The following is a 26,670-nucleotide window of genomic DNA, read 5'->3' on the forward strand; positions in this document are numbered from 1 at the left end:
GTCGCCGTGAATGCGCCCGGTCTTGTCCGGACGCCAAGAGAGAGAAGGGAGAGATCACCCTTCATTATCAAGCATTTCACGAACCGCAACGGCCAGCTGTTTCAAGGAGAACGGTTTGGGAAGGAAGCCGAACTTGGCATCCTCAGGCAGATTTTTGGCAAACGCGTCTTCTGCGTAACCGGACACAAAGATGAACTTCATGTCTGGATAGTTCTTGCGCAGTTCACGCAGCAACGACGGGCCGTCCATTTCCGGCATGACAACGTCGGAGACGACGATATCAACCTTGCCTTCCAGCTCTTCCATCACATCCAGCGCCTCGATGCCGGAACCTGCCTCATGCACCGTGTAACCACGGGTTTCCAGCATACGCTTTCCACCACGGCGAACTGCCTCTTCGTCTTCCACCAGAAGAACGACAGCAGACTTGCCGGTCAGGTCAACATCGTCATTCTTGGCAGCTGTGGCTGGTGCTGCGCCGAGTAGTTTTTTATCGCCAGCGGCAGCGGCGACTTCAGGATCAACGGCAACAACCTCAACGATGTGGCGTGGCAGGAAGATGCGGAATGCCGTGCCCTTGCCCACTTCCGATTCGGGGTAGATGTAACCGCCGGATTGTTTGACGATGCCATAGACCATCGACAGGCCAAGACCGGTACCCTTGCCAACATCCTTGGTGGTGAAAAACGGCTCGAAAATCTTGTCCATGATTTCAGGCGCAATACCGGTGCCGGTATCGGACACTTCAATCATCACCAGTTCTTCGATTGGAATGTCTGGCCGGTTCAGCGCGGCAGCATCTTCAGTGCTGACATTGCGCGTCTTGATGCGAATGGTACCGCCGCTTGGCATGGCATCACGCGCATTGACGCACAGGTTGATCAGCACCTGCTCGAACTGCGACAGGTCGGTTTTGACCGACCACAGGTCACGGCCGTAATCGACCTCGAGTTTGACATTGGTGCCGGAAATCAGCCGGTCGACCAACATGCGCAGGTCACCGACGACATCGGTCATGTTCAACACGGCTGGACGCATGGTCTGCTTGCGCGAGAAAGCCAGCAACTGGCGCACCAGCACGGCTGCACGGTTGGCGTTGCGCTTGATTTCCATCAGGTCGGCAAAGGAGGCGTCGGCTGGACGCGCCTGCAACAAAAGATGGTCAGACGACAGCAGGATGGCGGTCAGCACGTTGTTGAAGTCGTGCGCGATGCCACCGGCCAGCGTACCGACTGCGTTCATCTTCTGGGTCTGTGCCATCTGGGTTTCGAGCGCTTTTTGCTCTGTCACCTCGATGGCATAAACGATGGCGACCTCTTCAGGCGCCTCCTCATTCTGGTCGATAACCGCATTCACGTAATAGCGGAAATGGCGGCCTTCTTCGCCCGGATGACGAGAATCAAAGGGTGCAATATCGCCCTGACGGTCACGGGCTGCTTCCAGCGCATGTGCCAGATGGCCCTTTTCATTGTCGTGGATGACCTTTTCAAACGGAATGCCGCGGTCAACATCATCACGACTGACCACCGACGAGAACAGTTTGAGGAACGGCGCATTGGTGCGCAGAATGCGGCCCTGTCCGTCCAGCGAGGCGATAGCCATTGGCGTGTTGTTGAAAAAGCGGGTGAAGCGCATGGCCGAGGCTGAACGATCATCGCTTTCGACATTGGTGCGCATCAGCACGATGGTGCGGCTTTCGCCGATAGAACCATCGCGGGCGGCGGACACCTTGTGCACAAGGCGAACCGGTACGCTCTGGCCATTGGCCTTGCGCATGTCCAGATCAACCGTTTCGGTGCGTGACTGGCCAGCCGACGGCTTGACCGATTGCAGCAAAGCCATGCCCTCGCCCGCCACAATATCGGACACGGTCATTGAACCCGGCGCAAACTGGGCAAGGTCGATACCCAGCCATTCGGCCAGCGTGGCGTTGAGGTAGATAATCTCACCCTTTTTACCGGCCGAGAAGAAACCTGATGGTGCGTGGTCGAGATAATCGATGGCATTTTGCAGCTCGCGGAAAAATCTTTCCTGATCTTCACGCTCGGCGGTGATGTCGATGATCTGGAACACGTGCAACGCATCGCCACTGGCCTCGATCAACAGACGGGCTTTCAGGCGGTACCAATGTGGGCCGGATGACGTCGTGCCATCACCGATCGATTTCAGCAGCCGGAATTCTTCGTGGCCGCTCTGGCCTTCGCGCAGTTTGTTGATCAGCCGGTACAGTGCTTCGGTCGATTCGCGATTGCGCGACAGCAGCGTCTCAAGGCTCTGGATATCCATGGCCTTGACCGCGCCGGTCATCTGGCAATAGGCGCTGTTGGCATAAACGATGCGGCCCTTGGGGTCGGTGACGATAATGCCATCCGGATGGCTTGCCAGGAAGCGTCTTGCCAACACGTCGGAGCGCGACTGCGGCATGACCTCGATAAAACCGATGATCGACGACACCAGGAAAAATATGCCGACCATGGCGAGCACGCCAAGAATGCCGAGCACGATCTCGTTTTCGAGAGAATCTTTGAAATAGACGAAAGCCACTGCAGCGGCCACCAGAATGACCGCAAGGAAAAGTATTCGTACAACCGTTCCTGAACGGGCTTGCCTGTCCATCAATGGCAGGTCGTCATTTTCGCTGGCCTGGCCCACCCGTGTCATCTCAACCTCGTATTCTTGCAGCTCATTTCCGTGAAACACACGGAATCGCCCACCTCTTGCCCTTGTAGCAAGTTAACCAGCCAGCCAAAAGCTATGCTGCGACATAACCACCATCAAACCATCAAGAAATTGAAGGAAATCACCACAGATTAGTGCGTGTATACGGAATGATTTGCTCCGCAGGTTAGATATAATCCGGGACAACAGCGATAAAATCTTGTCAGCGACTTAAAAAAATCGTCTTTTTGAGCAACTTAGCGGATAATGTAACATCCGTTTATAAGGATTTGTCCGCTTTCGAATTTTAGAAAGACGCAACTATCATGGATATGGTGAACGAGGCCCTCGGCTCGTACGGAAACAATCTCATTATTGCTGTCGTCGGTGTTGGCGTTGCATTAATCGGTCTTGCTATCGTCCTGTGGCTGATAAAGCGGCGCGGCGGCTCTTCCCCCTTCATTCGTGGCGGCAGAAATCGCCAGCCGCGCTTGCAGGTGCTGGATGCGGCAGCTGTCGATGCGCGCCGCAGGCTGGTTCTGGTGCGCCGGGACAATGTCGAACATCTTGTGATGATTGGCGGCCCGACCGATATCGTCATTGAAAGTGGCATTGGCGCCATTCCGGTTCTGACGCCGGTCGATCAGCGTGACAACCTGCTGTCCAGCTCACCTTACGATGATGAGCGGCAAGAGCAGGTTGAAAAGCGCGAGACCCCGCGCACGATTTCGCAGACCCGTGAAGTGACCCATGAGCAGCCGGTCAAGGCCGCGCCAATCGTGACCCCTGCCCCTGTAGCAGCACCGGTTGTGCCGCCTGCGCCTACTCCGGCTCCGGCACCCGTCATCACGCCGCCACCGGTCGTTTCCTCTGCACCGGCTTCAGCGCCTGCACCTGTCATCACACCACCACCTGTAGTGCCGCCGATCATCACGCCGGCCGCCCCTGCTGTTGCTCCGACAGTAGCAACGCCATCCGTGACCAGGGAACCATCCGTTACAAGACCGGCACCATCGGTTGAACCTGCGTCCGAGGCGCCACGCCCACTGCGCCAGGAGCCACCCGTTGTTGCGCCTGCCAGCGCGCCGCCCGTATCTGCAGTCCAGTCGCCAATTACTCAGCCTGCCAACCAAGCTGCGCCATCTCCGGCTGCTCCACCGGTTGCTGGCCCTATTGCACCGTCGGTCATCGACAGACCGCCAGTGGTGGTTGCCGCAGCCCCCGTGGCTGCCGCCGTTGCAACACCACCCGATGTCGTGCCGCCGATCAAGCCAGCAGCTGTCACAACAGCGGTGGAGCCTCCACCGATCCTGCAGACGTCGCCCTATACGCTCGATGAGATCAATGCCGGCGATATCCTGGAATCGGCCCGCAATCGGGTTCTGCCAAACCGCGAAACTGTTGAACCGCCCATCAAGCCGGTCGCACCCGCCCCTGAGCCAACTCTGTCGAACGAGGCTCTGAGCAGCGACTTTGAAAAGTTCCTGGAAGCGGAAATCGCCAAGAGCGCTCCTGCTGCCGAGCAAGGTTTTGCGCAGGTTGCCAGCACACAGCAGCAACCACGCCGTGATCCTTCTGCCCCGCCAATTTCCGGCGCCTCGACCGAAAACGAGATCCAGAAGGAAATGGCGCGCATCTTCGGCGAAATGTCCGTGACACGCGATCGGTAATAACGGGCCACAATCGGCCACCAGCAGACATGAAAAAAGGCGCGTAAAACGCGCCTTTTTTATTGGTCAGTTGAAACTCATCAGGCTTTCACCGTTTGAGATCACTCGTCGCGATAAACTTTCTCGCGACGTTCATGGCGTTCCTGAGCTTCGATGGAAAGCGTTGCGATTGGGCGGGCATCAAGCCGTTTCAAGCCAATAGGCTCACCGGTTTCTTCACAGTAACCGTATGTTCCCTCGTCAATACGCTGCAAGGCAGCATCGATTTTGGAAATAAGCTTGCGCTGCCTGTCTCTTGCTCTCAGTTCGATGGCGCGGTCTGTTTCCGAAGAGGCGCGATCAGCAATGTCAGGATGGTTTGCACTTTCTTCCGCGAGATGACCAAGGGTCTCTTTTGCTTCGCGAAGGATGTCATTTTTCCAACCAATCAGTTTCGCACGAAAGTACGCGCGCTGATTGGCATTCATGAACTCATCATTCTCAGAGAGCACATAGTCACTAAGATCGATCTTCTCACTCAACGCGATTCTCCTCGAAGAACATCTCTTATGCGGCGGTGTATACTCCAAGGACCTATGGTGATTCAAGCCTTCTGAGAGGTTTTAAGGCATTTTTAAAGTTGTCACAAAAATCAGCTAAATGTCCATTTTTTAATCCCTTTTACAATCCGTGAATAGCCAGCGTCAAAACACTGATTGCATTCGCGTATTCCTTGAGGACACTTGAGGCAAAGCAGTCTATTCTTCAAAAACCGGAATTTTACAGAATGGAATCTCAACAGATGGCGCTGCACTCTACTTCCGTCAACCGTGTCTATCTGCTTCGTCACGCCCATTCAGGCATGGCAAATCCGGGCCAGGGAGATTTCGACAGAACGCTTGATGACAGAGGTTATGCGGAAGCGGAAATCGTTGCGGACAAGGCGGCTGACAAGGGTTATCGCCCGCAGGTCATCCTGTGCTCAACGGCTGTACGCTGCCGCCAGACAAGCGATGCGATCCGCCGTTCGCTGCCGGGTGAGCCGGAGATTACCTTCATCGATGAAATGTATAATGCCAGCGAACAAACGTATCTCGACCTGATTTCCTCACAAAGCGAAAGTCAATCAGTGATGTTGATCGGCCATAATCCAACTATTGCCGACCTCCTGGAATCACTGGTTGGCGAAGATGATTTCCACAGCCATTTACCGTCAGGTTTCCCTACCGCCGGCCTTGCGGTGCTCAGTTGTGATGCCAGCGACGAGGCATCGCCGCTGAAGTGGAAAGTTGTAGATTTTATTGCGCCATAAAAGCCGCGGCCGCCATCGGCCCGGTATATTTCTGTTTTCCAGCCACTTTTTTAAGCACCAATCCTTCTTATATTCGTGGAGAAATTTCTAATTTTAATGGGATAATTGCTCTTGCCCCCATCGCTTTCATCGATAACAGACGGCGCGCTGATCGCATTTGACAATCTTTATGACCGGGCAAGTTCCTTGACGCATCCCACATTGCGGCTCGGAGTGACCGGTCTTTCGCGTGCCGGCAAGACGGTTTTTATCTCCTCACTGGTGCATAATCTGCTGAATGGCGGCCGCCTGCCGCTGTTTGAACCGGTGCGATCGGGCCGTGTGTCCTCCATCCGCCTGGAACCACAGCCTGACGACGCCATTCCGCGCTTTCAGTATGAAGACCACATCCAGGCGCTGGTGCGCGACCGCAGCTGGCCTGATTCGACCCGCGCCATTTCCGAGCTTCGCATTACCATTGATTACCAGAGCGCCAGCGGCTGGGGTCGCTGGTTGTCGCCCGGCCAGTTGTCGATCGACATTATCGACTATCCCGGCGAATGGCTGCTGGACCTGCCGCTTTTGGAGCGCGACTACAACACGTTCAGCAATGAGACTGTCGAATTGGCCGGAACCGGCGTGCGGGCAGAGCTGGCCCGTGACTGGCTGGAGTATGCCGCCACTCTCGACGTGAATGCACCGGCCGATGAAATGACCGCCAAGAAACTGGCAGAACATTTCAGCGGCTATCTGCGGGCCTGCAAATCCGATGAGAGGTCGCTGTCCACCCTGCCGCCCGGCCGTTTCCTGATGCCGGGTGATCTTGAGGGATCACCTGCCCTGACTTTTGCGCCGCTGCCGGGCCTGACAGATGAAAAAGCCCCCAAAGGCTCACTGCGCGCCATGATGGAGCGCCGTTACGACGCTTATAAAAACATCGTGGTGAAACCGTTCTTCCGTGAACACTTTGCCCGCCTTGACCGCCAGATCGTGCTGATCGATGCGCTGCAGGCCGTCAATCGCGGTCAGGAGGCGTTGCAGGACCTTGAGCGGGCGCTGGGCGATGTGCTGGCCTGCTTCCGTCCCGGCACCAATACGCTGCTGTCGTCGCTTCTGGGGCGGCGCATCGACAAGGTTCTGGTGGCTGCCACCAAGGCCGACCATCTGCACCATGAAAGCCATGACCGGCTGGAAAGCCTGACGCGCCGACTGGTGGACCGCGCCATTACCCGCATTGGCATGAGCGGTGCCGGCATTGACGTGATGGCGCTGGCCTCGGTGCGCGCAACGCGTGAGGCAACGGTCAAACAGGATGGCCACACCCTGCCGGTGATCGTCGGCACGCCGATATCAGGTGAAAGCATCAATGGCGAAATATTCGACGGCAACCGCGCCACGGCAATCTTTCCCGGTGACCTGCCGGAAAATCCCGAACCGCTATTTGCCGCTGATAATAGCGACGGCATGCCCGACATCAATTTTGTTCGGTTCCGGCCGCCGCAAATCGAAGAAACTGGCGGTGGCATCAAGCTCTCGGTTCCCCATATCCGGCTTGACCGTGCCATGCAGTTCCTTTTCGGAGACAGGCTCGCATGACCAATTCCAACAATGATGGCCCCACACCAGGCAAAAGACGCCCCGAGGCATTTTCGCTCGACACGGAAAAACAGCAGCAGCCGCCAGTGCGTCGCCTGCCGCAGGCCTTTGCTGGCGAGATTGCCATAACACCTGACGAGGATGATCCGTTTCTGGGCGGCGTGGATGCAGGCCTTGCGCCGCCGGTTGCCGAACCGCGCCCGCACCGGTTCTCCTTCGGCAAGCTGGCAATTGGCGCTTTCGGTTTCCTGTTGTCGCTGGCGCTTGGCCTGTGGGCCGACCAGCTGATCCGTGATCTGTTCACCCGCGCCGACTGGCTGGGTTACACCGCCATCACCGCCGTGGCGATTGCCGTTCTGGCGCTGCTGGTGATCGTGGCCCGCGAGGTGGCCGGCATATGGCGGCTTAACGCCGTGCAATCGCTCAAAGTCGAGGCTGAACAGGCCGCGCTGGAGCGCAAGGCAACCGCTGCGAAAGCTGTTGTCGCCAAGCTAGAAAACATCCTGTCGCACCGCGCCGAAACAGCCAAAGGCCGCGCGGCGCTGAAGGCAACGCAGGACGATATTATCGACGGTCCGCATCTGCTGGATTTTGCCGAGCGCGAATTGCTGACACCCATCGACCGACAGGCGCGTGCGCTTATTCTCAACGCCTCCAAGCGCGTGTCGATCGTTACCGCCGTCAGCCCACGCGCCATTGTCGACCTGGCCTATGTGCTGTTTGAAGTGGTGCGGCTTGTCCGTTCCATGGCCGAGCTTTATGGCGGCCGCCCCGGCTCGATTGGCATGATGCGCCTGCTGCGGGATGTCATTGCACATCTGGCTGTCACCGGTTCAATTGCGGTCGGTGACGGGCTGGCTCAACAGGTTCTGGGCCATGGACTGGCCTCCAAACTCTCGGCCCGGCTCGGTGAAGGCATGATCAACGGGCTGATGACCGCCCGCATCGGTATTGCCGCCATGGATCTGTGCCGCCCGCTGCCATTCCGCGCCTTGAAGCGGCCCGGCATCAGCGATTTCATCTCGGATTTACGGCCTGATCTGAAGGGTCAGGCCTGAGGCAAAAGGTGTAAATTCCACCCCTGCCTACATAGGGTTGAAGCCGCGAAAAGGCGCTTCAAAACTTACCAACCTGTCAATTCCTCACCCGAAATAAACCAAACATTAACCATTCCCGCAATACATTAGCCCCATCAAATCGAGGCATTTTCGCCAAGGAAAGTATCATGTATTCGCGCTTCTTTTCGGTCGTGTGCGGATTTGCCGCTGTTGTGCCGCTTGCATTTTCAATGACGCCGAGCGCTGCCAATGCAGCCTCTGCTGATGACGTTTTCTTCTCGTCGGTCGCCGGCTCCTGGAAGGGGCCGGGCGAGATTGTTGCCGGCAAATACAAGGGCACCAAGTTTACCTGTGATCTGGTGGGCGAACCTGCTGACGGCAAGGAAACCGGCATCAAGCTGGGTGGCACCTGCCGCGTTGGCGTATTCAAGCAGCCTATGTCGGCCACCATTACCCGCAGCGGCAATGGTTACACCGGCAAGTTCCTTGACGGCGCTGAAGGCAAGGGTCTGGACATCGTGTCCGGTCAGGTTTCCGGCGACAAGGTTGTGGTTGGCATCAACCGCTCAAAGCTGAACGGGGCCATGGTTGCCCGCGTACAGAACGGCAATTCCATGAACATCACCATTTCGGTGAAGGTAGCAGACCAGATGGTTCCGGTTATCGGCCTGACACTGGCACGCGACATTGACCAGATTGCTGTCGGCTCTATCAAGAAATAAGCCGAACCAATTCTGACGCCCCCTTTAAACCCGCCACCAGAGCGGGTTTTTATTTGCCTCGACAATGCCCTCAGCACTGAGACCGGACAGCCACTGCGACACGGCCCTGCCCTTTATCACCATATCAGCGGCAATATCGGCAAGCGGCACCATAACGAAGGCGCGCTCGGTCATGCGTGGATGCGGAATTTCAATCCGCTCCGATTGCAGTGTCACATCACCATAGGCCAACACATCGATATCGATGGTGCGCGGGCCCCAGCGCTCAATACGCACACGTTTCATGCCGCGCTCTATCTCAAGGCAACGATCAAGAAGCGCCAGCGGCTGCAAGCGTGTTTTGACTAGCGCACAACAATTGTAAAAATCGGCCTGATCGGTTTTGCCCCATGGCGGTGTGCGATAAAGTTTCGACACGGCCAGCACGCCACAATCGGCGTCCTCGTCAATCAGTTTCAGCGCCTGTGCCATACTGGCTTGCGGGTCACCGAGATTGCCGCCTAGCCCAAGGGCTGCAATGGTCCATTCCATGTCAGGCATGTTGTTCTACACTGACCTGCGCATAGTCGAGAATGCCGGGAACCGGCGCTGACGGTTTGCGCACCGTGATGTTGACGCGCACGATCTGCGGGTAACGCTGGCGTAGCGCAGACGCGATATCATTGGCCAGCGCCTCGATGAGATAACGGCGCTTGCCAATGACGATCTTTTCGATGACGGCAAAGGCCACGCCATAATCGACGGTGTTGTCGATATTGTCGGTCTCCAGCGCATCGCCAGCCTCGACCTCCATTTCCGCATCGACGAAGAACCGCTGACCCAGCGCCTCTTCCTGATCAAGCACACCATGGCGCGCAAAGAAGGAGCAATTTTTCAAAAGGATTGTGTAGCGGCTCATTCTTCTTCTCCTGATTGGACCTTGCGCGCAGCAAGCATTGCATCTGCCATCGCCAGCGCGTCACGGTTGACGGCAACATTGTGAACGCGAAACACCACCGCACCTGCCACGCGCAGCAAGGCGGTGGTGGCGGCGGTACCGGCGTCGCGGTCGCTGGCGACCTCCCGCCCGGTGACAGCGCCAATAAAACGTTTGCGCGATGTGCCGGCCAGAATCGGCAGGCCAAGCGCCTGCAACTCACCAAACCTTGCCATCAGCGCCATATTCTCCTCGGTGTTCTTGGCAAAACCAAAACCGGGGTCCAGCATGATGGCATCGCGGTTTATGCCTGCCTTTTCAGCGGATTGTAGCGATTGTTTCAGAAAATGAATCTGGTCATCAATCACGTCAGCCAGCTTCTGGCGCTCACGTCCTGTGTGCATGATGCAGACACCGGCGCCGGTCTCCGCGACCACTGAGGCCATATCAGGATCCTTCTGCAGCCCCCAGACATCATTGATGATATGGGCACCGGCCGCAACGGCAAGGCGAGCCGTTTCAGCCCGGTAGGTATCGATGGACAGCAGTGCATCGGTTTCTTGTGCCAGCTTTTCAATCAGTGGCAACACCCTGTCCTGCTCTTCTGCAGCGCCAACGACACTGGCATCCGGACGGGTGGATTCGCCACCGATATCGATGATGTCGGCGCCTTGCGACAGGCAGATCATGGCATGACTGAAGGCGGCATCCACTGTGTTGAATTGGCCACCATCGGAGAAGGAATCCGGCGTAGCATTGACGATGGCCATAATACGGCCACGCCTATCCAGTTTCAGGCTTCGGCCATGAGCGGCTTGCCACACCTTGTTGTTGGCTGTTATCACCACAGTCAGGACCTTTCGATATTACAAAGAGTCACGCCAATTTGTATTGTATCACCTCCGCCTATGCAGCAATCGTTTCACGAGTTCAACCGGCAGTCTGGCACATGAATTTTATACCCGGTCTCATGCGTGCAGTTGCCGCATCTGCTTTTCTGTTTGCATTCACGCATTCAACACAGGCGGAAACCCAGTTTCAGAAATCGATCTCCTACTTCCAGATCGGGGGCAAAACTGCGGCAGATCTCGACCGTGAACTGTCCAATCGCGGCCCACTGACACAATCCACCGGTGCCAGACATCCCGGCGCCACCGAAATCAAATTCGGCGGTGAGCTGACCTATGTGGAAAAAGACGGCCGCTGCAATATCGGCGAAGTGAAGGTCACCCTGCACACCAAGATATTGCTGCCGCGCTGGAAAAACCGCGCACGCACCAGCGCCGATCTGGCGCTGATCTGGGACACGCTGTCGGCAGATATCAAGAGGCATGAAGAACGCCACGCCGAGATTTCCCGCAGCTATGGCCGGATGCTGGAAAAAAGATTGAAAGGTCTTCGCCCGCAAAAGACCTGTGAAGCACTGCAAGCCCAAGTGGCTGACACAACGCAGAAGGTCATGGCCGAACATGACAGCGACCAGCAGCGTTTTGACCGTATCGAAAGCAAGAACTTCGATGCACGCATGATGCGCCTGCTCAGCCACCGCCTCAAGGCACGTGAGAACTAAAGCGACGGTTTGCCCTTGAACGGTTGGGCTGTTTTTCCGCGGGCCGCGCCTCATCCATCCCTAATACCTGTGCCCTGTCCAGTCAGCCCAAGACCTTTGGCCGAACAGACTCTTTTGTCGCGCAGACGCGCTCCGCTGGCTGCCCACAGCAAGCACAAGGCATGAGGAGCGTTTGTGGAGGACGCTTTCGTCCATTGTTCGACCTCACACATTCCCGAACATCCGAACGCGCAGCGCATGTGCAAATGGCCTGGATCCCCGCCTCAAGGGCGAGGATGACGCTGGCGAGGTTTGGCCCTGCCATGCCAAAACATTGCTTATGACGCCTCCCTTGGCGCTTTGACAGCCCAACTAACCGCTGGCACCGCGCGGCTGCATCAATGTGCGTTCGGCAACAAACTTCCGTTACGTGATGTTTTCTCGTGATTTGGCCCGGCGATGGCCGTCAAGGCCGCCCGGCCAACCCTGCTCACCTAAGGTTGATCCCACGCTTTTATGATTGATTTCTTGGCGTGGCGAATCAGTGTTTTTAATTATAAAAAACTTAAATACGGAGTGGGAAAGACTTCAGATTTCAATGGATTAGGGTCGCGCCAACATGTGGTTATGCGATACCCATCCGTTCGGCAAATTTCCAAGTTGTTAGCAGCATTCGAGTTCCCTGGCGTGTCCATAGAACCACAGGTGTCATCCTCCCTCGCCTCGTGGCGGCATGCCCGCCTGGCCTCGCTCTTCATGCGGAGAGCGAGGCTTTTTTTGACCGAAACCGAATTCGGAAAATGACCGGTGCGTTTGTTGGCAGATGGTGCCTGTAACGGGTGCCGGCAGCCGGCAATATCAGCCCTGACGCTCAGGCACGTGTACGATGAGGCCATCCAGCTCGGCGCTCATCTTGATCTGACAGGACAGACGCGAGGTTGGACGCACGTCGAATGCAAAGTCCAGCATGTCCTCTTCCATCGCTTCTGGCGGGCCGACACGTTCGGCCCATTCATCATCGACATAGACATGACAGGTAGCACAGGCACAGGCACCGCCACATTCGGCGTCAATGCCAGGAACAGAATTGCGCACGGCATTTTCCATAACGGTGGAACCGTCTGCAACATCAAGGTCAATGGTCGCGCCGTCGAAAGCAACGATTGTCAGTATTGTCATGTCAGAAATCCAGAAATTGCGGGTTATCGTTTGTTCCACACATAGAAAGCCAAGACCCAAATGGCAACATCGATGGGGCATTCCTTTGCGTTGGAACGCCCAAGGCTTGAGGATTTTACCCCCTGCACAAACAAAAACCGCCCCGGATGGGGCGGTTTTCAAAGTACGTAAGTGCTTGCTGACTTTTCAGATCAGTTGAAACGACCGGCGGCGTGGGCCAGCATCGTGTAGACCTTGCCGGTGTCAGACGTGAGGTAGGACTGGGTTACAGTGCGGTCACGGTCTGTCTTGGCAACGTCGGCCAGCAGCTTTTCGAAGTCAGCGATGTAACGGTCAACCGCAGTTCTGAACTCCGATTCACGCTCATACTTGCGCTTGATTTCATCAAAGGTCTGTTGACCCTTCAGCGTGTAGAGGCGTCTGGTGAACACGTCGCGCTCACCGCGCTGGTAACGGCGCCACAGGTCTACCGATGCATCGTGGTCAATCGCACGGGCGATATCGACCGACAGGGAATTCAGAGATTCCACCATGTGACGCGGATTGCGGTTGTCGGTGTTGCGCGATGCCTGGCTTGGTGCTGTTTCAGCAGCCGGACGGGTTGCCGGCTGACGGACAGCAGCTGTTGCCTGCTGCGCATTCGGGTCACGTGATGCACCACGCAGCAGATCGCTGATCCAGCCACTGCCCTCACCACGCTGTACGGCCTGGTCAGAGATGGTTGTTGTCTGGACCTGCGGCTTTGCGGTTTCCAGTGGCAGGCTGCCACGCAGACCAGCAGAGGTGCCCAGCACCTGGGCCGGGGTCTGTGGCTGAGGTGCACGCGCTACAGGAGCCGCGACAGCTGGCTGTGGTGCAGGTTCTGCAACACGACGCTCAACCTGTGGGGCGGCCTGCTGTGGCGCCTGTGGAGCCGGCTGCGGGGCTGCAGGGCGTGCGTGGGAGATTTCCATCTGGGTGGCCGAGCGGCCTACCAGCTGCGAAATGTCCTGCAGCGCCTTGATCTGTTCTGCCACGGCGCGACGCATGGCGGCCGCACTTTCCTTGGCTTCTTCCGGCAGATCGAAAGCACCACGCTTCAGTTCTGCACGGGTCGAATCCAGTTCCTTGCGAATGTCCTGGCTGGAGCGACGAATTTCGTCGGTTGCGCCGGAGAAGCGGGTTACCGCCTCTTCGACTGCCAGACGCAGCGTTTCACGGACGTTTGCAGCGGCAGCCGTGGACTTCTCCGTGGCGCTGCCAAGGATGCTGTCGACGTCGGCCAGCGAGGACTGGACGCCAGTGCGAACACGGTCGGCCAGTTCGTCCGAGTACTTGCGAGCGTCCGCAAGTGTCGTTTCGATGGAACGGTTTGCTTCCTGACCGGCAGAGAGCAGCGCGTTGCGCATATTGGCAGCGGCAGACTGGGCACGCTGTTCGGTCTCGTCCAGAGCCTTGCCAACTTCAGAGAACGAAGACGACAGGTTTTCTTTCAGCGTACCGGCAACATTGGCTGCACGTTCTTCCGCATGGCCCATTGTTCCTTCAACGGACGAAACAACGTTGCGCATTGTGGCTTCAATGTCTTCAGAACGCTTGACCAGACTTACGGCCAGGCTGCGCAGGGTATCCTGACGCTCTTCCAGTGTGCCAACCAGGCTGGACTGGGCCGCGCCAAGCAGATCGGATGCCTGCGACAGCATCTTGGAGTGCTCTTCGAAGCGGCCAACGATACCGGCCACCTGCGACAGTGTCTGGCCGGAAATGTTCGATAGACGGTCGATCTTTCCTTCCAGCAGACGGCTGGAGCTGGACACCATGTCGGCAGCCTGCGAGGCGGTTTCGGCAAAACGGTTCGCCGTCTGACCGAGCGACTGGTCGGCCGCGTTGAAGTCTACCGAGGCCTTGCTGACCGCAGCATTGAGATCACCAACCGTCTGTTCAACGCGGTTGACGATTTCTGCATTGGTGGCCGACAGGGTTTCAACACCCTCACGGGCAGCCGTTGCGATGCGGTGGGCAGCTTCCTGACCGATATTGGCATATTGGTCGACGACCGGACGGGCCTTTTCTTCGATCAGGCGCGACAGTTCTGCCGAACGGCTGGCCAGCATCGAGTTCAGTTCGCGGGTGCGCTCATCCAGCGTCGTGCGGATGGAGTCGCCACGGGCACCAAGTGCTGCCTCAACCTGCGACAGGCTCTGGGCAATGGTGTCGGCCTGCGAACGGACCACGGTTTCTGCTTCGGCAACCTTGTTGACGATGACATTGCCAGCTTCGGAGAAGGTCTGGGCAACGGCAGCAGCCTGCGAGGACAAGCGGTTCTGCGCATCCGAAATACGGTTGATGATATCGCCAGACCGGTTTTCGATGGCCTGTGTGAACTCAGCATTACGAGCCTGCACCTGCTGGGCAAAGTCGCTGCTGGTTCTGGCCAGCAGTTCTGCCGAGCGCTGCGCTTCGCCGTCGATGTTCTGCGTGGCGGCAGAGACCGTGTCACGCAGGGTCGAGGCAAACTCGCTACCGGTTCTGGCCAGAAGTTCTGCCGAGCGCTGGGCTTCGCCACCGATGTCCTGGGTGGCGGTCGAGACCGTGTCACGCAGGGTCGAGGCAAACTCGCTACCAGTTCTGGCCAGCAGTTCTGCCGAGCGCTGGGCTTCGCCACCGATGTCCTGGGTGGCGGTCGAGACCGTGTCACGCAGGGTCGAGGCAAACTCGCTACCGGTTCTGGCCAGCAGTTCTGCCGAGCGCTGGGCTTCGCCATCCATGTTCTGGGTGGTGGTGGAAACCGTGTCACGCAGGGTCGAGGCAAACTCGCTGCCGGTTCTGGCCAGAAGTTCAGCAGAACGCAGTGCTTCACCGTCCATGCTCTGGGTGGCCGAGGTCACTGCTTCACGCAGGGTCATGGCAAGGCCTGTGGCCTTTTCACCGATCGTGCGGTTGACGTTTTCAAGACCGATGTTCAGCGCGCGGTCCATGGTGCCAAGGCGCTCGTCGATGGTCGACGAAATGCGATCGGCAACTTCGCTGCCAGCGCTGACGAATTCCTGCGACCGGGTGCCGAGCGTCTCGGAGATGCGGGCATTGGCCTCATCAATCGTTGCGCTGACATTGTGCAGGTCTGTCTTGATGCGGTGCTGGAAGCCGTCAAGCGACTGGCCAAGACGGGCTTCGGTTTCACCGAGCTGGCCAGCAACGCCGCTGACCGACTGGTCGATGCGCGAAGACAGGCTGTCTGCAGCGGAGCTGATGTCCCCTGCCGCATCGCTGATCTTGCCAGCGATTTCACCAATGCCGTTGCGCAGTCTTGCTTCAAGATCGGCGCTGCTAGAGGCGATAACGCGCTGCAGGGCTTCCTGCTGACCTTCCAGAGACATTTCCAGCATGCCGGTGCTCGACGCAACGCTGGTGCCGATGGATACGGCCTGATCGGACAACATCTCGTTCAGCTTGTCGCCGGCAGATGTCAAAGTCTGCTCGATATCGGCGTGACGCTTCTCGAAGGTGTTCTTGATCTGCTCGTGCGACGCGGTGAGGCTGTGCTCGAGACGCGAGACACCAGTTTCCAGCGTGCCGGCAAACTTGTCGGTGCCGCCGTCGATGGCGTTTTCGATACGGTTGGCTGCACCCGTCACGCTGTTTTCGATCAGGTAGGCAGCATCGCTGACCTTGCTGTCGATGAGGTGGGCCGCAGAACCGACGGTGTTTTCGATATGGGCAGCGTTACGGCCGAGTGTTTCAGCAATAACAGCCGACTTGTCGTCGAGCGTGTTGACCAGGCGATGTTCGATGCCGGTGACAACATTGCTGATCTCGTTGACCTTGCCGGACAGCATGCCGGAAATATTGGCCGAAGATCCCTCAAGCGTGTCGGCAAGACGCTGCTCGACGTTGATGACCGAACCGGAGATGACAGCGGCGCGCTCTTCCAGAGAACCGAGGATTGCCGAAGACGTCTGCTCGAGAGACGACGTCAGGCGGTGTTCGACACCGGCAACCGCGTTTTCGAGGTAGGTCGTCTTGTTATCCAGCGCCGTGGAAATCGACGACGACGCGCCATCCAGCGTGCTGGCAATGCGCTGTTCAGCGTCAGATACCGTCTCTGCAAAGATCGATGTGCGGGTTTCCAGCGACATGGCGATCGACATGGAGGCGTCATCAAGCTTGTTGGCCAGACGCTGTTCGACATCCGAAACGGCGTCGGTCAGGTAAGCCGCGCGGCTTTCCAACGTGTTGGTGATCGAAGACGATGCACCCTCAAGCGTGCTGGCCAGACGCTGTTCAACATCCGTGACGGCATCCGTAAGGTGAGCCGTGCGGCTTTCCAACGCGCTGGTAATCGAAGTCGAGGCGCCATCCAGTGTCGAGGCAAGGCGCTGCTCGGCATCCGAGACGGCGTCGGCCAGGAAGGATGTGCGGTTTTCCAGCGACAGCTGCATCGACATGGATGCGTCGTCCAGCTTGTTCGACAGGCGCTGTTCGGCGTCGGCAACCGCTTCGGTCAGGTAGGCCGTGCGGCTTTCCAGAGCGTTGGTCATCGAAGACGAAGCACCATCCAGTGTCGAGGCAATGCGCTGCTGGGCATCAGACACGGTATCCGCGAGGAACGAGGTGCGGCTTTCCAGCGACAGCGAAATCGCCATGGAAGCATCATCCAGCGTGTTGGACAGGCGCTCTTCAACACCGGCCACTGCGCTGGTGATGTAGTTGGCCTTCTCTTCCAGTGTCTCGGCAATGGCTGTGGAGCGACCTTCGAGAGCAGCAGCAAGACGCTGTTCGATATCGGCAACAGCATTGGTAATTTCTGCGGCCTTGGCATCGAGAATTTCAGCCATGCGCTCTGGAGCGCCAGACAGCGAGTTGGTGATGGATTCGGAGCGGTGTGCAAGCGTTTCATCAAAACGGTTCTGGCTGGCAGACAGGGCATTGAACAATGCACCGCTGCGCTCTGCCATGATGCTGTCGATACGTTCATGCGTATCGCCAAGCGCCGTGGTGATTTCCTGGGTGCGCGATGCAACGGCATTGGTCAGTTCGCGGCTACGCTCATCAAGAGCGTTTTCGAGCATTTCCTGACCGGTACCGAGTGCCGTCGCCAGGGCGAAGGACTGGTCTGTCAGGGCAGAGCCGAGACGATCAATGCTGGAGCTCAAGATACCGTCGATGGCATCGGAACCGCCGGCAACAGCCTCGTTGATCCGGGCAAGGCTTTCCATAAGCTTGCTGTCGAGCGAACCGGCGCGACGATCAAACGCGCTGGCAAATTCTGCAACGCGCTCGTCAAAGGCCGAGTTGACCTGACCAACCGTTGCCTGAAGGCGCTCCTCAAACAGACCCGAACGCAGATCGAGATCCATGATTGCGTCGTCAGCCGTGGACTGCAGGCTCTTGCGGAACGACAGGCCGCGCTCGTCAAGGGTTTCACCCAGCTTGTTGAGAACGGTATCCAGCGAACCGGCAATCGCCTCTTCGCCACGGTTGAGATTATCGGACAATTCCTTGGTGCGCGATGTCAGCACTTCGTTGAGAAGGCGTGTGCGCTCTTCAATCGCGGAATTGAGCTTTTCAGCGCCGGCATCCAGTGTCGAAGCCTGCGTCGCAAACTGCTCCAGCAACACACCGCCCCGGTCCGACATGGTCGAGGTGAGGTTGTGTAGGCGCATGTCGAATTCATTGGCAAGGCTGGTGCCGGATGTGTGCAGCGCCTTGAGCAGATTGTCGGTCTTGGCAGCAATCAGACTGCCCATGGCTTCGGTCGTCACACGCGACTTCTCAAGCAGAGCAGCCGAACGGGTGTCGATCATCGAAGCAAAGGCTTCGCCTGTGGTTGCCAGACGGATGGACAGCTCTTCGCCAGCCAGCGACAGTTCTTCCTTGATCTCGTCCTGCGCACCGATGATCGATGCACGGATGCGCTCGGCGTGGTTGACGATGGCGTCACGCTCCGACGACAATTCGCTGACCAGGCTGCGAACACGCAGTTCATTGTCGGCATAGCTGCGCTCAAGTGCATTCACTTCGGAATGAACGAGCGTTTCCAGCTCTGTTGCACGGGCAATGGTGCGCTCGATGCCCTCATTCATGGCGGAGACTTCACGGCGAACCGCCTGCCCTACCGACATGATGCGATCAGCGGCAACGGTTTCCGGCTCTGCCAGACGAAGGGCAACTTCTGCCATCGAACGGGCCGCGTTACGCAGGTCGCGGGCACGCGCCATCATAATGGCAAAGGCATAGAAAAGAATGACAGGAACAACAATGCCGACAAACACGGCCATGATGCCCGGAATGGCAAACAGTTCGGCCAATGAGCCGGCTTCCCAGATCAGGTTGCCGTAGATGGCCTGACCCAGTGCCAGGCCGCACAGCGCCCAGACAATCGAGAGGATTGTGGCGTTGCGGATGGCAGATGTGATGGATGTGCTTTCCAGCGACTTCAAAAGAGCAACCGGATTGCGCTTGGAACCGTCATTGGCGGCTTCAAGCCCCGATGCTCTGTTCTGTTCAGCGGCAGTACGCGGCGCAGGGTCTGCTACCGGCTTTCTGGACGTGTCGGGCACTTTAGCCTCCGAGGACTTTGGCGTCGATCGTCTCCGAGGCTGTGCATCTGCTTCAGATTTGCCACTCTGGAGGGCATCCTCCAGCGCCTGAAAAGCAGTCTCGTCGATCGAGTCACTGAACTTGTTATTCGCCATGCGGTTACGCCTCGTTACTAATACGCCCGGCCAGATATAACCTCGATCAGTCAGCCGCCTAAGACCGTCCGAGGCATCATGCCTACAGGAAACCCTACCCTTACACGGTAGAATATGTCCCGCTCATTACTATGCACCCCCTATGGCGCACCCCTCATTCACGGAACGAAAATAACATCATTGTGTCATTTCATAAAGTTCCGGCCTGAGCGCACGCACCATAGCAGTATCGTAGTGGCACATTTACGCCCTTGAAACAATTAACGCATTTGCCGCCATCAGGGAATGACCGCCCTTGTTAACAGTTTTTAAATCACATCTTAATCAGCAAGCTCTTGTTTCATATCGATTTAACATAAATTAACCATATCTAAAAAAATCAGCCCGCTTTGTGCCGCATTTTAGGAAGATACCACACTGTCATGTGCGTAAATCCGGCACAGAATATAACAAAATGGGAAACCCATCATGGCAGCGGCAAGTATGGCATTTAGTATGCCGGATAATTTTTCATCCAGTTTTGCGGCCAATTCCAAACCCGTCGACCTCGCCCACCTGGCAAAACAGACCATGGGTGACAAAGATCTCGAAATCGAAATCCTCCAGCTTTTTGCCCGCAACACGCGTGTCATCCTGCATGAACTGGCTGACGCCGATCATGCCAAGATCGTCGCACTGGCCCACCGCCTGAAAGGTTCGGCGGATGCGGTCGGTGCGTTTCGTGTATCGACTGCGGCGAGAGATCTGGAAAGCAACCCTGCCGACAGCAATCTGTTTGCGCAGGTGACAAGCTCGGTCATTGAAGCGGAAAACTTCATTCTCAAGCTCTGCCGCTCTTAACCGAGAGACAGAGCCTGATCGTTTTGTCAGAGAGACTTCAGCGTCCAGTCAACGATCTGTCGCGATACGGCGGCAAATGCGCCATCCAGTGATTTTACGAAGGCAGCATTTGTGGTGCCGGAAGACCGCGTTTCAGCCCTGAACGACTCCTGCGCCTTGATGGTGCCGTTACGGTCATTGAGAATCTTGACCGAAATTTCCACCACCGCGACATTGCCGCCCTTGGTATCGATTTCAAACGAACGGATATCGGTCACGACCTGATAGTCGATGGCCAGGCCCTGCCCCGGACGGCCAACGCCACCCAGCTTGCCGGTGTTTTCAAAGGCTTCAACCAGCTTGGACTGCACCAGCTTTGGCAGGCGATCGCTCCACTGCGAGCTTGCCAGATACTGAACCTCAGATGAGGACAGGCGAACAACGATATTTTCGCTGTCCAGCGTTTTCAGCGCGGTTGGCTCCGGCACCAGAATCTGGCGGTTCTTTAGCGAACGGCCTTCGGTCGATGCCAACGATGACGCGGAAAGGTCGAATGTATCGTTCTTGGCAGCAGTGCCGCAAGCGCTCAACGACATAAGAACAAAGGGAAATGCCAGTACCGCACGGATAGTCGCAGGGCGTATTGCAACAGCCATATTCACATTACCCCTTTGCCACCTTGTACGGAATCATTATCAACGCCGTGTTCTTCCATCATACTGCTTGACGGTTTCACCGCCAAAAAGCAACCTTTGCGGATTACGGTCGAAGTTCATAATCGTATTATTCAACTGATCGACCGTCCGACGGGTGTCTCCAATGAGCGCTTGAACGTCTCGCAGACCTGCACCGGAAAACCGTGCCAGATTATCGGCGATAGGACCAACACGCGCATTCAGGTTATCCGCCACGGCTTTGAACGATGCCAGAGTTTCACGCGCCTTCACAAACAGCGAATTGGCGTCATCGGTTCCAAGCAAGTTGTCGACTTTTATAAGAATTCCGTCAACGCGGTTGGAGGCGGCGTTCAGCTTGCCGGCCATTTCCTGGAAGTCAGCAATGGTCCGATCAATCTGGTCACGGCGCTTGTCAACATCGTCAGCCACGCCCTTGAAGGAGGCAATCGCGCTGCGTGCATCCTTGGTCGCTACCGAAATATCATCAACCGCGGTGCCAACCTTGGCCGGATCTACCGCAGCCAGCAGCGTGTCTGCCCGTTTCAACACGACCTGCGCGTCATCACCGGTTTTTTCAAAGCTTTCGGCGGTACGTTTCACACTCGCCATGAGATCATCGACGTTGCCTGAAGCTCTGGCGACATCGCCGCTGACCTTTTCGGCATTGGCGAGAATAGTGTCGACCTTCTTGGCATCAACGGCACGCACCAGATCTTCCACGGCAGCAAGCGTGCTTTCGAGACGTCCCGACACCGACTTTACGGTGACGGACAGCGAGCTCATGCTTTCCAGGAATTTGTCGATACCATCGGAGTTATCAGCCAGCGCAGTGGAAAATTTCTCGGCATTGCGCACCGTCTGGGTCAACGGACCCCGCGCGTCCTGCACGAAACCCTGCAATTCACCGATCGCATTGTCGGCGCGGGTCAATATCTTGTCGGCGGTTGCCAGAAGGTTGGTCACACTTGACAGATCGGCCGTCAGTTCGGCCGGAAGTCCGGTTTCAAACGCCTTTTGCAAGATACGTTCGTCGGTTTTGCGGCCGCCGGACAGCTCGATATAGGCGGCACCCGTCAGGCCCTGAATTTCCAGAACGGCGCGTGTGCTGGTGAACACCGGTGCCTGTGCCTGAATTTCAGTGAAAGCGATGGAATATTGCGGGTCGTCGGAATCGATCGACAGGCCACGCACCGTACCGACGGGAATACCGTTAAAGCGCACAGGAGAGCCGACCGACAGACCGTTGGCGGAACCGGGAATGCGCACGATCAGCTGGGCCATCGGGCCGCCGCGTCCAAACTCGGCCATCCAGTAGACAAAGCCGAAGGCTGCCGCGACAACGATCAGCGTGAAAATACCGACGATGGTGTAATTTGCCTTGGTTTCCATAGCTTTTGTTACTCCATCGAATTTTCATGCACGTTATTCGGAGACACAACCGCTCTGGCTCTCTTGCCCTTGAAGTATGATTGAACCCAAGGATCGTCGCAGGCGAACATATCCTCAAGTGTACCTTCAACCAAGACCTTCTTGTTGCCGAGAACGGCAATGCGGTCACAGACGGAAAACAGACTGTCGAGGTCGTGGGTCACCATGTAAACGGTCAAACCCAACGTATCACGCAGTTTTGCAATAAGGTTATCGAATTCTGCAGCACCGATCGGATCAAGACCCGAGGTCGGTTCGTCCAGAAACACCAGATCAGGATCAAGCGCCAGTGCCCGAGCAAGAGCCGCACGTTTGATCATGCCGCCGGACAATTCAGACGGATATTTATCAGCGGCATCTGGCTTCAGACCGACCATATCGATCTTCAGGCGTGCGAGCTCATCCATCAGCGACTTTGGCAGATCTAGATATTCGCGCATCGGCAGCTGGATGTTTTCCTTGACCGTCAGGCCGGAAAACAGCGCGCCCTGCTGGAACAGCACTCCAAGTCGTGTGTCGAGCGCCATGCGCTCTTCTTCATTGGCCGTGTCGTAATCGGTGCCCAAAATCTTGATGCTGCCTGAACGGCGCGGTAAAAGCCTCAGCACGGTGCGCATCAGCACCGACTTACCGGCACCGGATGCCCCGACGAAACCGAGAATTTCGCCTCTGTAGACATCAAGGTCGAGATTATCGAGGATCAACTTATCGCCAAAACCAACCGTCAGTCCCTCCACGGAGAGAACGACTTCGCGATCCTGTTTTTTGCTGTCGTTTTTCTGGATGTCGATTTTCTTGACGTCGTTGTTGTCTGCCACGGCCATCCCCTTAAAAATCAATCGCCGCGTAGAAGATGGCAAAAAGCCCGTCTACGAGGATGACGACGAAGATGGATTTAACAACCGAAGACGTGACGTGCTGGCCAAGCGATTCCGCGCTGCCCCCCACCTTCATGCCTTCGACTGCGGCGACAATACCGATGATCAGCGCCATGAACGGCGCCTTGATCATGCCCGACGCGATGGTCGACATTTCGACAGCCGCGTGCAGACGCGACAGGAACACTTCAAACGTGATGCCGGAATAGATCAATGCCACGACGGCTGCACCAAACAGCGCGGCGAAGTTGGCAAGAATGGTCAAAAGCGGCAGGGCAATCGTCAGCGCAACAAGGCGCGGGAAAACCAGCACGCCAACCGGGTTGAGACCGATGACCTTCAGCGCGTCGATTTCTTCACGCATCTTCATCGAGCCGATTTCGGCGGTAATCGCACTACCGGAGCGCCCGGCAATCATGATCGCCGTCAACAGCACGCCGATTTCGCGCAGTTGCAAAATGCCGACGAGATCGACCACGAACACTTCCGCGCCAAAATAACGAAGCTGGAACGCACCCTGCTGCGCAATGATCGCACCAATCAGAAACGACATCAGCACAATGATTGGCACGGCGCGCACGCCCATATGGTCAATCTGGTTGATGATGGCGGCTGGAGACACACCAGTCCCCCGTCCGAGCTTCATCTGCGCGCCACGCACGGCCGAGCCGAGAATATACATGCCAGCCAGAAAATCGCCGCCCGCCTGTACAACATTGCGGCCAACAGGCTCAAAAACGCGTTGAACAAGACGTTTGCGCGGCGCGGCATCGGCTGGCGGACCCGCCTCGCTTGGCAAGGCTTCGACCAGTTCCTCAACGCGGGTGTTGCCACCGGTAAAGCTGACCTCGGCGCCGTTGGCGTTCAGTTCATTGCGAAACTTCTGAATGATCCAGGCGCCTGCAGTATCGACACGGCCAATACCAGACAGGTCGATCTCGACACTGCCGGACTGTTTGTTTTGGCCGGGCTGGGAAATTTCTTTGAGAACGCCAGTGATCGTGTCGTTGCGCCAATCTCCGCTCAGCGAAAAACGCACAGGCCCGCCTGCGGAACTTTCATCCGAAGCAATGCTCGCCTGATGGGCGTCCGTGTTGTTATCGCGAGCTTGCATCTTTTCCTATACGCGTGCAGTTTTGCCATCGAATCTATCGATTCATATCTTTTCACAAGATGACAAGCCATCGCAACAAGCCGGATTTCGCGAGTTTTTTGATTTTACGCACGATTTCCGCACAATATCGAAGTGTAACTCATGTCCGCGCAACTTCAGGTGATAGCAGAATCCTTTCCAATAGCCGGCAGCTTCACGATTTCACGCGGTAGCAAAACCGAAGCGGACGTCGTGACATGCACCATTGGCGACGGCGCCTTTTCCGGTGTTGGCGAATGTGTGCCCTATAAGCGCTACGGCGAAAGCATCGAGGGCGTGATTGCCGATATAGAGAAGATGGCAGACGCCGTCTCTCAAGGGCTGGATCGGCTGGAGCTGCAACATGTGATGAAGCCGGGTGCCGCCCGTAACGCCGTCGATTGCGCGCTCTGGGACTATGAGGCAAAACGCTCCGGCCTGAGTGTTGCCTCACAGATCCTGCATGAACCGGCCGTGCCACTGGTCACCGCCTATACAATTTCGCTTGGTGATGCCGAGACCATGGCGCGCAACTCGGCCGCCAATGCACACCGCCCACTGCTCAAGATCAAGCTTGGCACCGATGACGACGAAAGCCGCATGCGGGCCGTGCGAAAGGCCGCCCCAGACAGTCGGATCATTGTCGATGCCAATGAAGGCTGGACCGACGACAATATTGAGCACCATCTTGCCGTTGCAGCCGCGCTCAATGTGTCGCTGATCGAACAGCCCCTGCCCGCTGGCAAGGACGAAATCCTGGCGCGCATCCACCGGCAGGTTCAGATCTGTGCCGATGAAAGCGTTCACTCAACCGCCGATCTCGAAACCCTGCGCAACCGCTATGACGCCATCAACATCAAGCTGGACAAGACTGGTGGCCTGACTGAAGCACTTGTGATGAAGCAGGAAGCCATCCGGTTGGGATACACCATCATGGTCGGCTGCATGGTTGGAACGTCACTGGCCATGGCACCTGCCGTGCTGTTGGCACAGGGTACCGAATATGCCGATCTCGACGGCCCGTTGTTGCTGGCCAGAGATCGCGAGCCGGCACTGACCTATGACGGTTCGCTGGTGCATCCGCCAGAACGGTCGCTGTGGGGCTGATAGAAATTGGCGTGCTGTCGATACGGCACGCCAACGTGTCTTATCTTGCACTATCGATGATTTGACCGCCGTCCGGCGTCAGACTTGAACCGGTAATGAATTTCGAATCGCTGCTGGCAAGGAACAACGCAACGGGCGCGATATCATTTTCCGGCGAGCCGTGACGACCAAGTGCATTGGTTGGCGCTGGAGCATTCTGTGCAGCACCCCAGGTGTCTGCGACAGGAAGAAGGTTGTTGACCGTTATATTGTCCGGTCCCCACTCGCGCGCCGCAGACCTGGTGAGTGCACGAACGGCCTCCTTGGCCATGTTATACGGCCCGTAAGGCGACATGCCCAAAACACCAACCAGCGATGCGAAATTTATCACACGTCCCTCGCCCGATCGTTTCAGATGTGGGTAACAGGCCTGCATGGTCCGCAGATACGCTATCGGTCCCATATCGAAATTGCGTTGCAACTGGTCGACTGGCAAATCGAGGATCGGCGAGTGCACCGCAGATGGGTCGAAGGCCACATTCACGAGAATGTCGATGCCGCCAAATGTCTGCACGACTTTGGCCACGGCTTCGATAATCTGGTCGCCGTCACTCAAGTCGCACGTCACGCCGAGCGCCGTGCCACCCTTGGCTTGAATGCTGTCGACCACCGCATTTACATTTGCAGGCGTAAGCGACAGCACAGCCACTTTTGCGCCCTCAGTAGCAAATAGTTCTGCCGTCGCTCGTCCTATTCCTCTGCCAGCGCCTGCAACGATGGCAATTTTTCCAGTCAGTTTTCCCATTTTGATTTCCTTTCCAAGTGGGGGATTAGTGCGGCTGCGCCAGGGCATAGGGTGATGGAACATCGCGCCCGGCGTTCTGGGTGGTGAAGGATGCGGCAAGCAGCGCCAGTCCTATGATGGCAGGCAGAGCACCTGCGGGCTTTCGAACCCCGATATGGGCCAGCCCGGACAGTAGAAGGTGAAACAGCATCCCGGCATAGGCCAGATCGCTCACGCCAACATTGAAGCGGGACAGGATAGCCACGACAGCGGCGAGCTTCACGACCGTCAAAATATGGACGAGATAGGTTGGGTAACCGAACCCGGCAATTGTCTGCCGGACCCATTTGGTCTTTGCGACATAGGTTATTGCAGAGGCTAGATAGAGCGCGACCAGCAGGGTCGTTGCGGCCCAGTAAATATAGAATTCAGACATGAGATATCCCTTGCCGCCGAATGACTTCGGCAGATTGCTCCATTCAAGATTTTCAGTGTTCCGGATTAGCGACTGCTGATTATCCGGTGTTCGCATTGAAAATGTGGTATTAGATGAATCTTCGCAAGTAGGATGAAT

The 26,670-nt window shown here is 57.0% G+C and carries 21 protein-coding genes; 8 read left to right on the plus strand and 13 right to left on the minus strand.

Annotated features, from left to right (window positions below):
• Window positions 1-54: 54 nt before the first annotated feature.
• Window positions 55-2,661, minus strand: a complete 2,607-nt coding sequence (cckA, locus tag HGO37_RS06390; protein ID WP_250982638.1) for a cell cycle histidine kinase CckA — start codon at window positions 2,659-2,661, stop codon at window positions 55-57.
• A gap of 323 nt (window positions 2,662-2,984) precedes the next feature.
• Here cckA and HGO37_RS06395 point away from each other — a divergent pair, with 323 nt between their 5' ends.
• On the plus strand, window positions 2,985-4,328 hold the full coding sequence (locus HGO37_RS06395) for a flagellar biosynthetic protein FliO (RefSeq protein WP_352230552.1): 1,344 nt from the start codon (window positions 2,985-2,987) through the stop codon (window positions 4,326-4,328).
• Window positions 4,329-4,429: 101 nt separating this feature from the next.
• Here the strand turns inward: HGO37_RS06395 and dksA are convergent, their stop codons facing one another.
• On the minus strand, window positions 4,430-4,849 hold the full coding sequence (gene dksA / locus HGO37_RS06400; protein WP_192487762.1) for an RNA polymerase-binding protein DksA: 420 nt from the start codon (window positions 4,847-4,849) through the stop codon (window positions 4,430-4,432).
• A 245-nt stretch (window positions 4,850-5,094) separates the two neighbouring features.
• On the opposite strand from dksA, the gene HGO37_RS06405 reads away from it, so the two are divergent.
• The 4 genes from HGO37_RS06405 to HGO37_RS06420 all read left to right on the plus strand — a co-directional run bounded on the left by HGO37_RS06405 (window position 5,095) and on the right by HGO37_RS06420 (window position 8,974).
• Entirely contained in the window at window positions 5,095-5,619 is a 525-nt protein-coding gene (locus HGO37_RS06405; RefSeq protein WP_250982639.1) for a SixA phosphatase family protein, read from the plus strand.
• A gap of 111 nt (window positions 5,620-5,730) precedes the next feature.
• Window positions 5,731-7,194: a YcjX family GTP-binding protein gene (locus HGO37_RS06410; protein WP_250982640.1), complete on the plus strand. Its 1,464-nt coding sequence runs from the start codon at window positions 5,731-5,733 to the stop codon at window positions 7,192-7,194.
• Window positions 7,191-8,252: a YcjF family protein gene (locus HGO37_RS06415; protein WP_250982641.1), complete on the plus strand. Its 1,062-nt coding sequence runs from the start codon at window positions 7,191-7,193 to the stop codon at window positions 8,250-8,252. Before HGO37_RS06410 ends, HGO37_RS06415 begins: the two co-directional genes overlap by 4 nt.
• Window positions 8,253-8,419: 167 nt before the next feature.
• On the plus strand, window positions 8,420-8,974 hold the full coding sequence (locus HGO37_RS06420) for a hypothetical protein (protein ID WP_192487759.1): 555 nt from the start codon (window positions 8,420-8,422) through the stop codon (window positions 8,972-8,974).
• A 24-nt stretch (window positions 8,975-8,998) separates the two neighbouring features.
• Here the strand turns inward: HGO37_RS06420 and folK are convergent, their stop codons facing one another.
• Genes folK through folP form a run of 3 tightly spaced genes read right to left on the minus strand, consistent with a single transcriptional unit; the run spans window position 8,999 to window position 10,735 of the window.
• Window positions 8,999-9,514: a 2-amino-4-hydroxy-6-hydroxymethyldihydropteridine diphosphokinase gene (folK, locus tag HGO37_RS06425; RefSeq protein WP_192487758.1), complete on the minus strand. Its 516-nt coding sequence runs from the start codon at window positions 9,512-9,514 to the stop codon at window positions 8,999-9,001.
• Window positions 9,507-9,872, minus strand: a complete 366-nt coding sequence (gene folB, locus HGO37_RS06430) for a dihydroneopterin aldolase (protein ID WP_192487757.1) — start codon at window positions 9,870-9,872, stop codon at window positions 9,507-9,509. The genes folK and folB overlap by 8 nt, the downstream gene beginning before the upstream one ends.
• Entirely contained in the window at window positions 9,869-10,735 is an 867-nt protein-coding gene (gene folP, locus HGO37_RS06435; protein WP_502941402.1) for a dihydropteroate synthase, read from the minus strand. The genes folB and folP overlap by 4 nt, the downstream gene beginning before the upstream one ends.
• 104 nt (window positions 10,736-10,839) lie before the next feature.
• Here folP and HGO37_RS06440 point away from each other — a divergent pair, with 104 nt between their 5' ends.
• Window positions 10,840-11,460, plus strand: coding sequence for a DUF922 domain-containing Zn-dependent protease (locus tag HGO37_RS06440; RefSeq protein ID WP_502941386.1), 621 nt, complete (start codon window positions 10,840-10,842; stop codon window positions 11,458-11,460).
• Between the two features lie 837 nt (window positions 11,461-12,297).
• Here HGO37_RS06440 and HGO37_RS06445 read toward each other — a convergent pair.
• Window positions 12,298-12,618: a 2Fe-2S iron-sulfur cluster-binding protein gene (locus HGO37_RS06445; protein ID WP_250982643.1), complete on the minus strand. Its 321-nt coding sequence runs from the start codon at window positions 12,616-12,618 to the stop codon at window positions 12,298-12,300.
• Window positions 12,619-12,809: 191 nt separating this feature from the next.
• Entirely contained in the window at window positions 12,810-19,292 is a 6,483-nt protein-coding gene (locus HGO37_RS06450; RefSeq protein WP_250982644.1) for an apolipoprotein A-IV repeat region-like domain-containing protein, read from the minus strand.
• Between the two features lie 468 nt (window positions 19,293-19,760).
• Here HGO37_RS06450 and HGO37_RS06455 point away from each other — a divergent pair, with 468 nt between their 5' ends.
• Window positions 19,761-20,132: an Hpt domain-containing protein gene (locus HGO37_RS06455; RefSeq protein WP_250982645.1), complete on the plus strand. Its 372-nt coding sequence runs from the start codon at window positions 19,761-19,763 to the stop codon at window positions 20,130-20,132.
• A gap of 26 nt (window positions 20,133-20,158) precedes the next feature.
• On the opposite strand, the gene HGO37_RS06460 is transcribed toward HGO37_RS06455, so the two are convergent.
• From HGO37_RS06460 to HGO37_RS06475, 4 genes are all read right to left on the minus strand, one after another.
• Window positions 20,159-20,707: an ABC-type transport auxiliary lipoprotein family protein gene (locus tag HGO37_RS06460; protein WP_250983226.1), complete on the minus strand. Its 549-nt coding sequence runs from the start codon at window positions 20,705-20,707 to the stop codon at window positions 20,159-20,161.
• Window positions 20,708-20,806: 99 nt separating this feature from the next.
• On the minus strand, window positions 20,807-22,177 hold the full coding sequence (locus HGO37_RS06465) for an MlaD family protein (protein WP_250982646.1): 1,371 nt from the start codon (window positions 22,175-22,177) through the stop codon (window positions 20,807-20,809).
• Window positions 22,178-22,185: 8 nt separating this feature from the next.
• On the minus strand, window positions 22,186-23,007 hold the full coding sequence (locus HGO37_RS06470) for an ABC transporter ATP-binding protein (protein ID WP_250983227.1): 822 nt from the start codon (window positions 23,005-23,007) through the stop codon (window positions 22,186-22,188).
• Window positions 23,008-23,044: 37 nt separating this feature from the next.
• Entirely contained in the window at window positions 23,045-24,208 is a 1,164-nt protein-coding gene (locus tag HGO37_RS06475; RefSeq protein ID WP_250982647.1) for an ABC transporter permease, read from the minus strand.
• A 141-nt stretch (window positions 24,209-24,349) separates the two neighbouring features.
• Between HGO37_RS06475 and dgcA the strand changes: the two genes are divergently transcribed.
• Window positions 24,350-25,333 (plus strand): N-acetyl-D-Glu racemase DgcA, encoded by a 984-nt coding sequence (gene dgcA, locus HGO37_RS06480; RefSeq protein WP_250982648.1) that lies wholly within the window; start codon window positions 24,350-24,352, stop codon window positions 25,331-25,333.
• A gap of 40 nt (window positions 25,334-25,373) precedes the next feature.
• Here dgcA and HGO37_RS06485 read toward each other — a convergent pair whose 3' ends face one another.
• Entirely contained in the window at window positions 25,374-26,117 is a 744-nt protein-coding gene (locus tag HGO37_RS06485; protein ID WP_250982649.1) for an SDR family NAD(P)-dependent oxidoreductase, read from the minus strand.
• Window positions 26,118-26,142: 25 nt separating this feature from the next.
• Window positions 26,143-26,532, minus strand: coding sequence for a DoxX family protein (locus HGO37_RS06490; RefSeq protein ID WP_250982650.1), 390 nt, complete (start codon window positions 26,530-26,532; stop codon window positions 26,143-26,145).
• Window positions 26,533-26,670 lie beyond the last annotated feature (138 nt).

This window comes from Rhizobium sp. CG4 (assembly GCF_023701965.1).
Lineage (GTDB): Bacteria > Pseudomonadota > Alphaproteobacteria > Rhizobiales > Rhizobiaceae > Agrobacterium.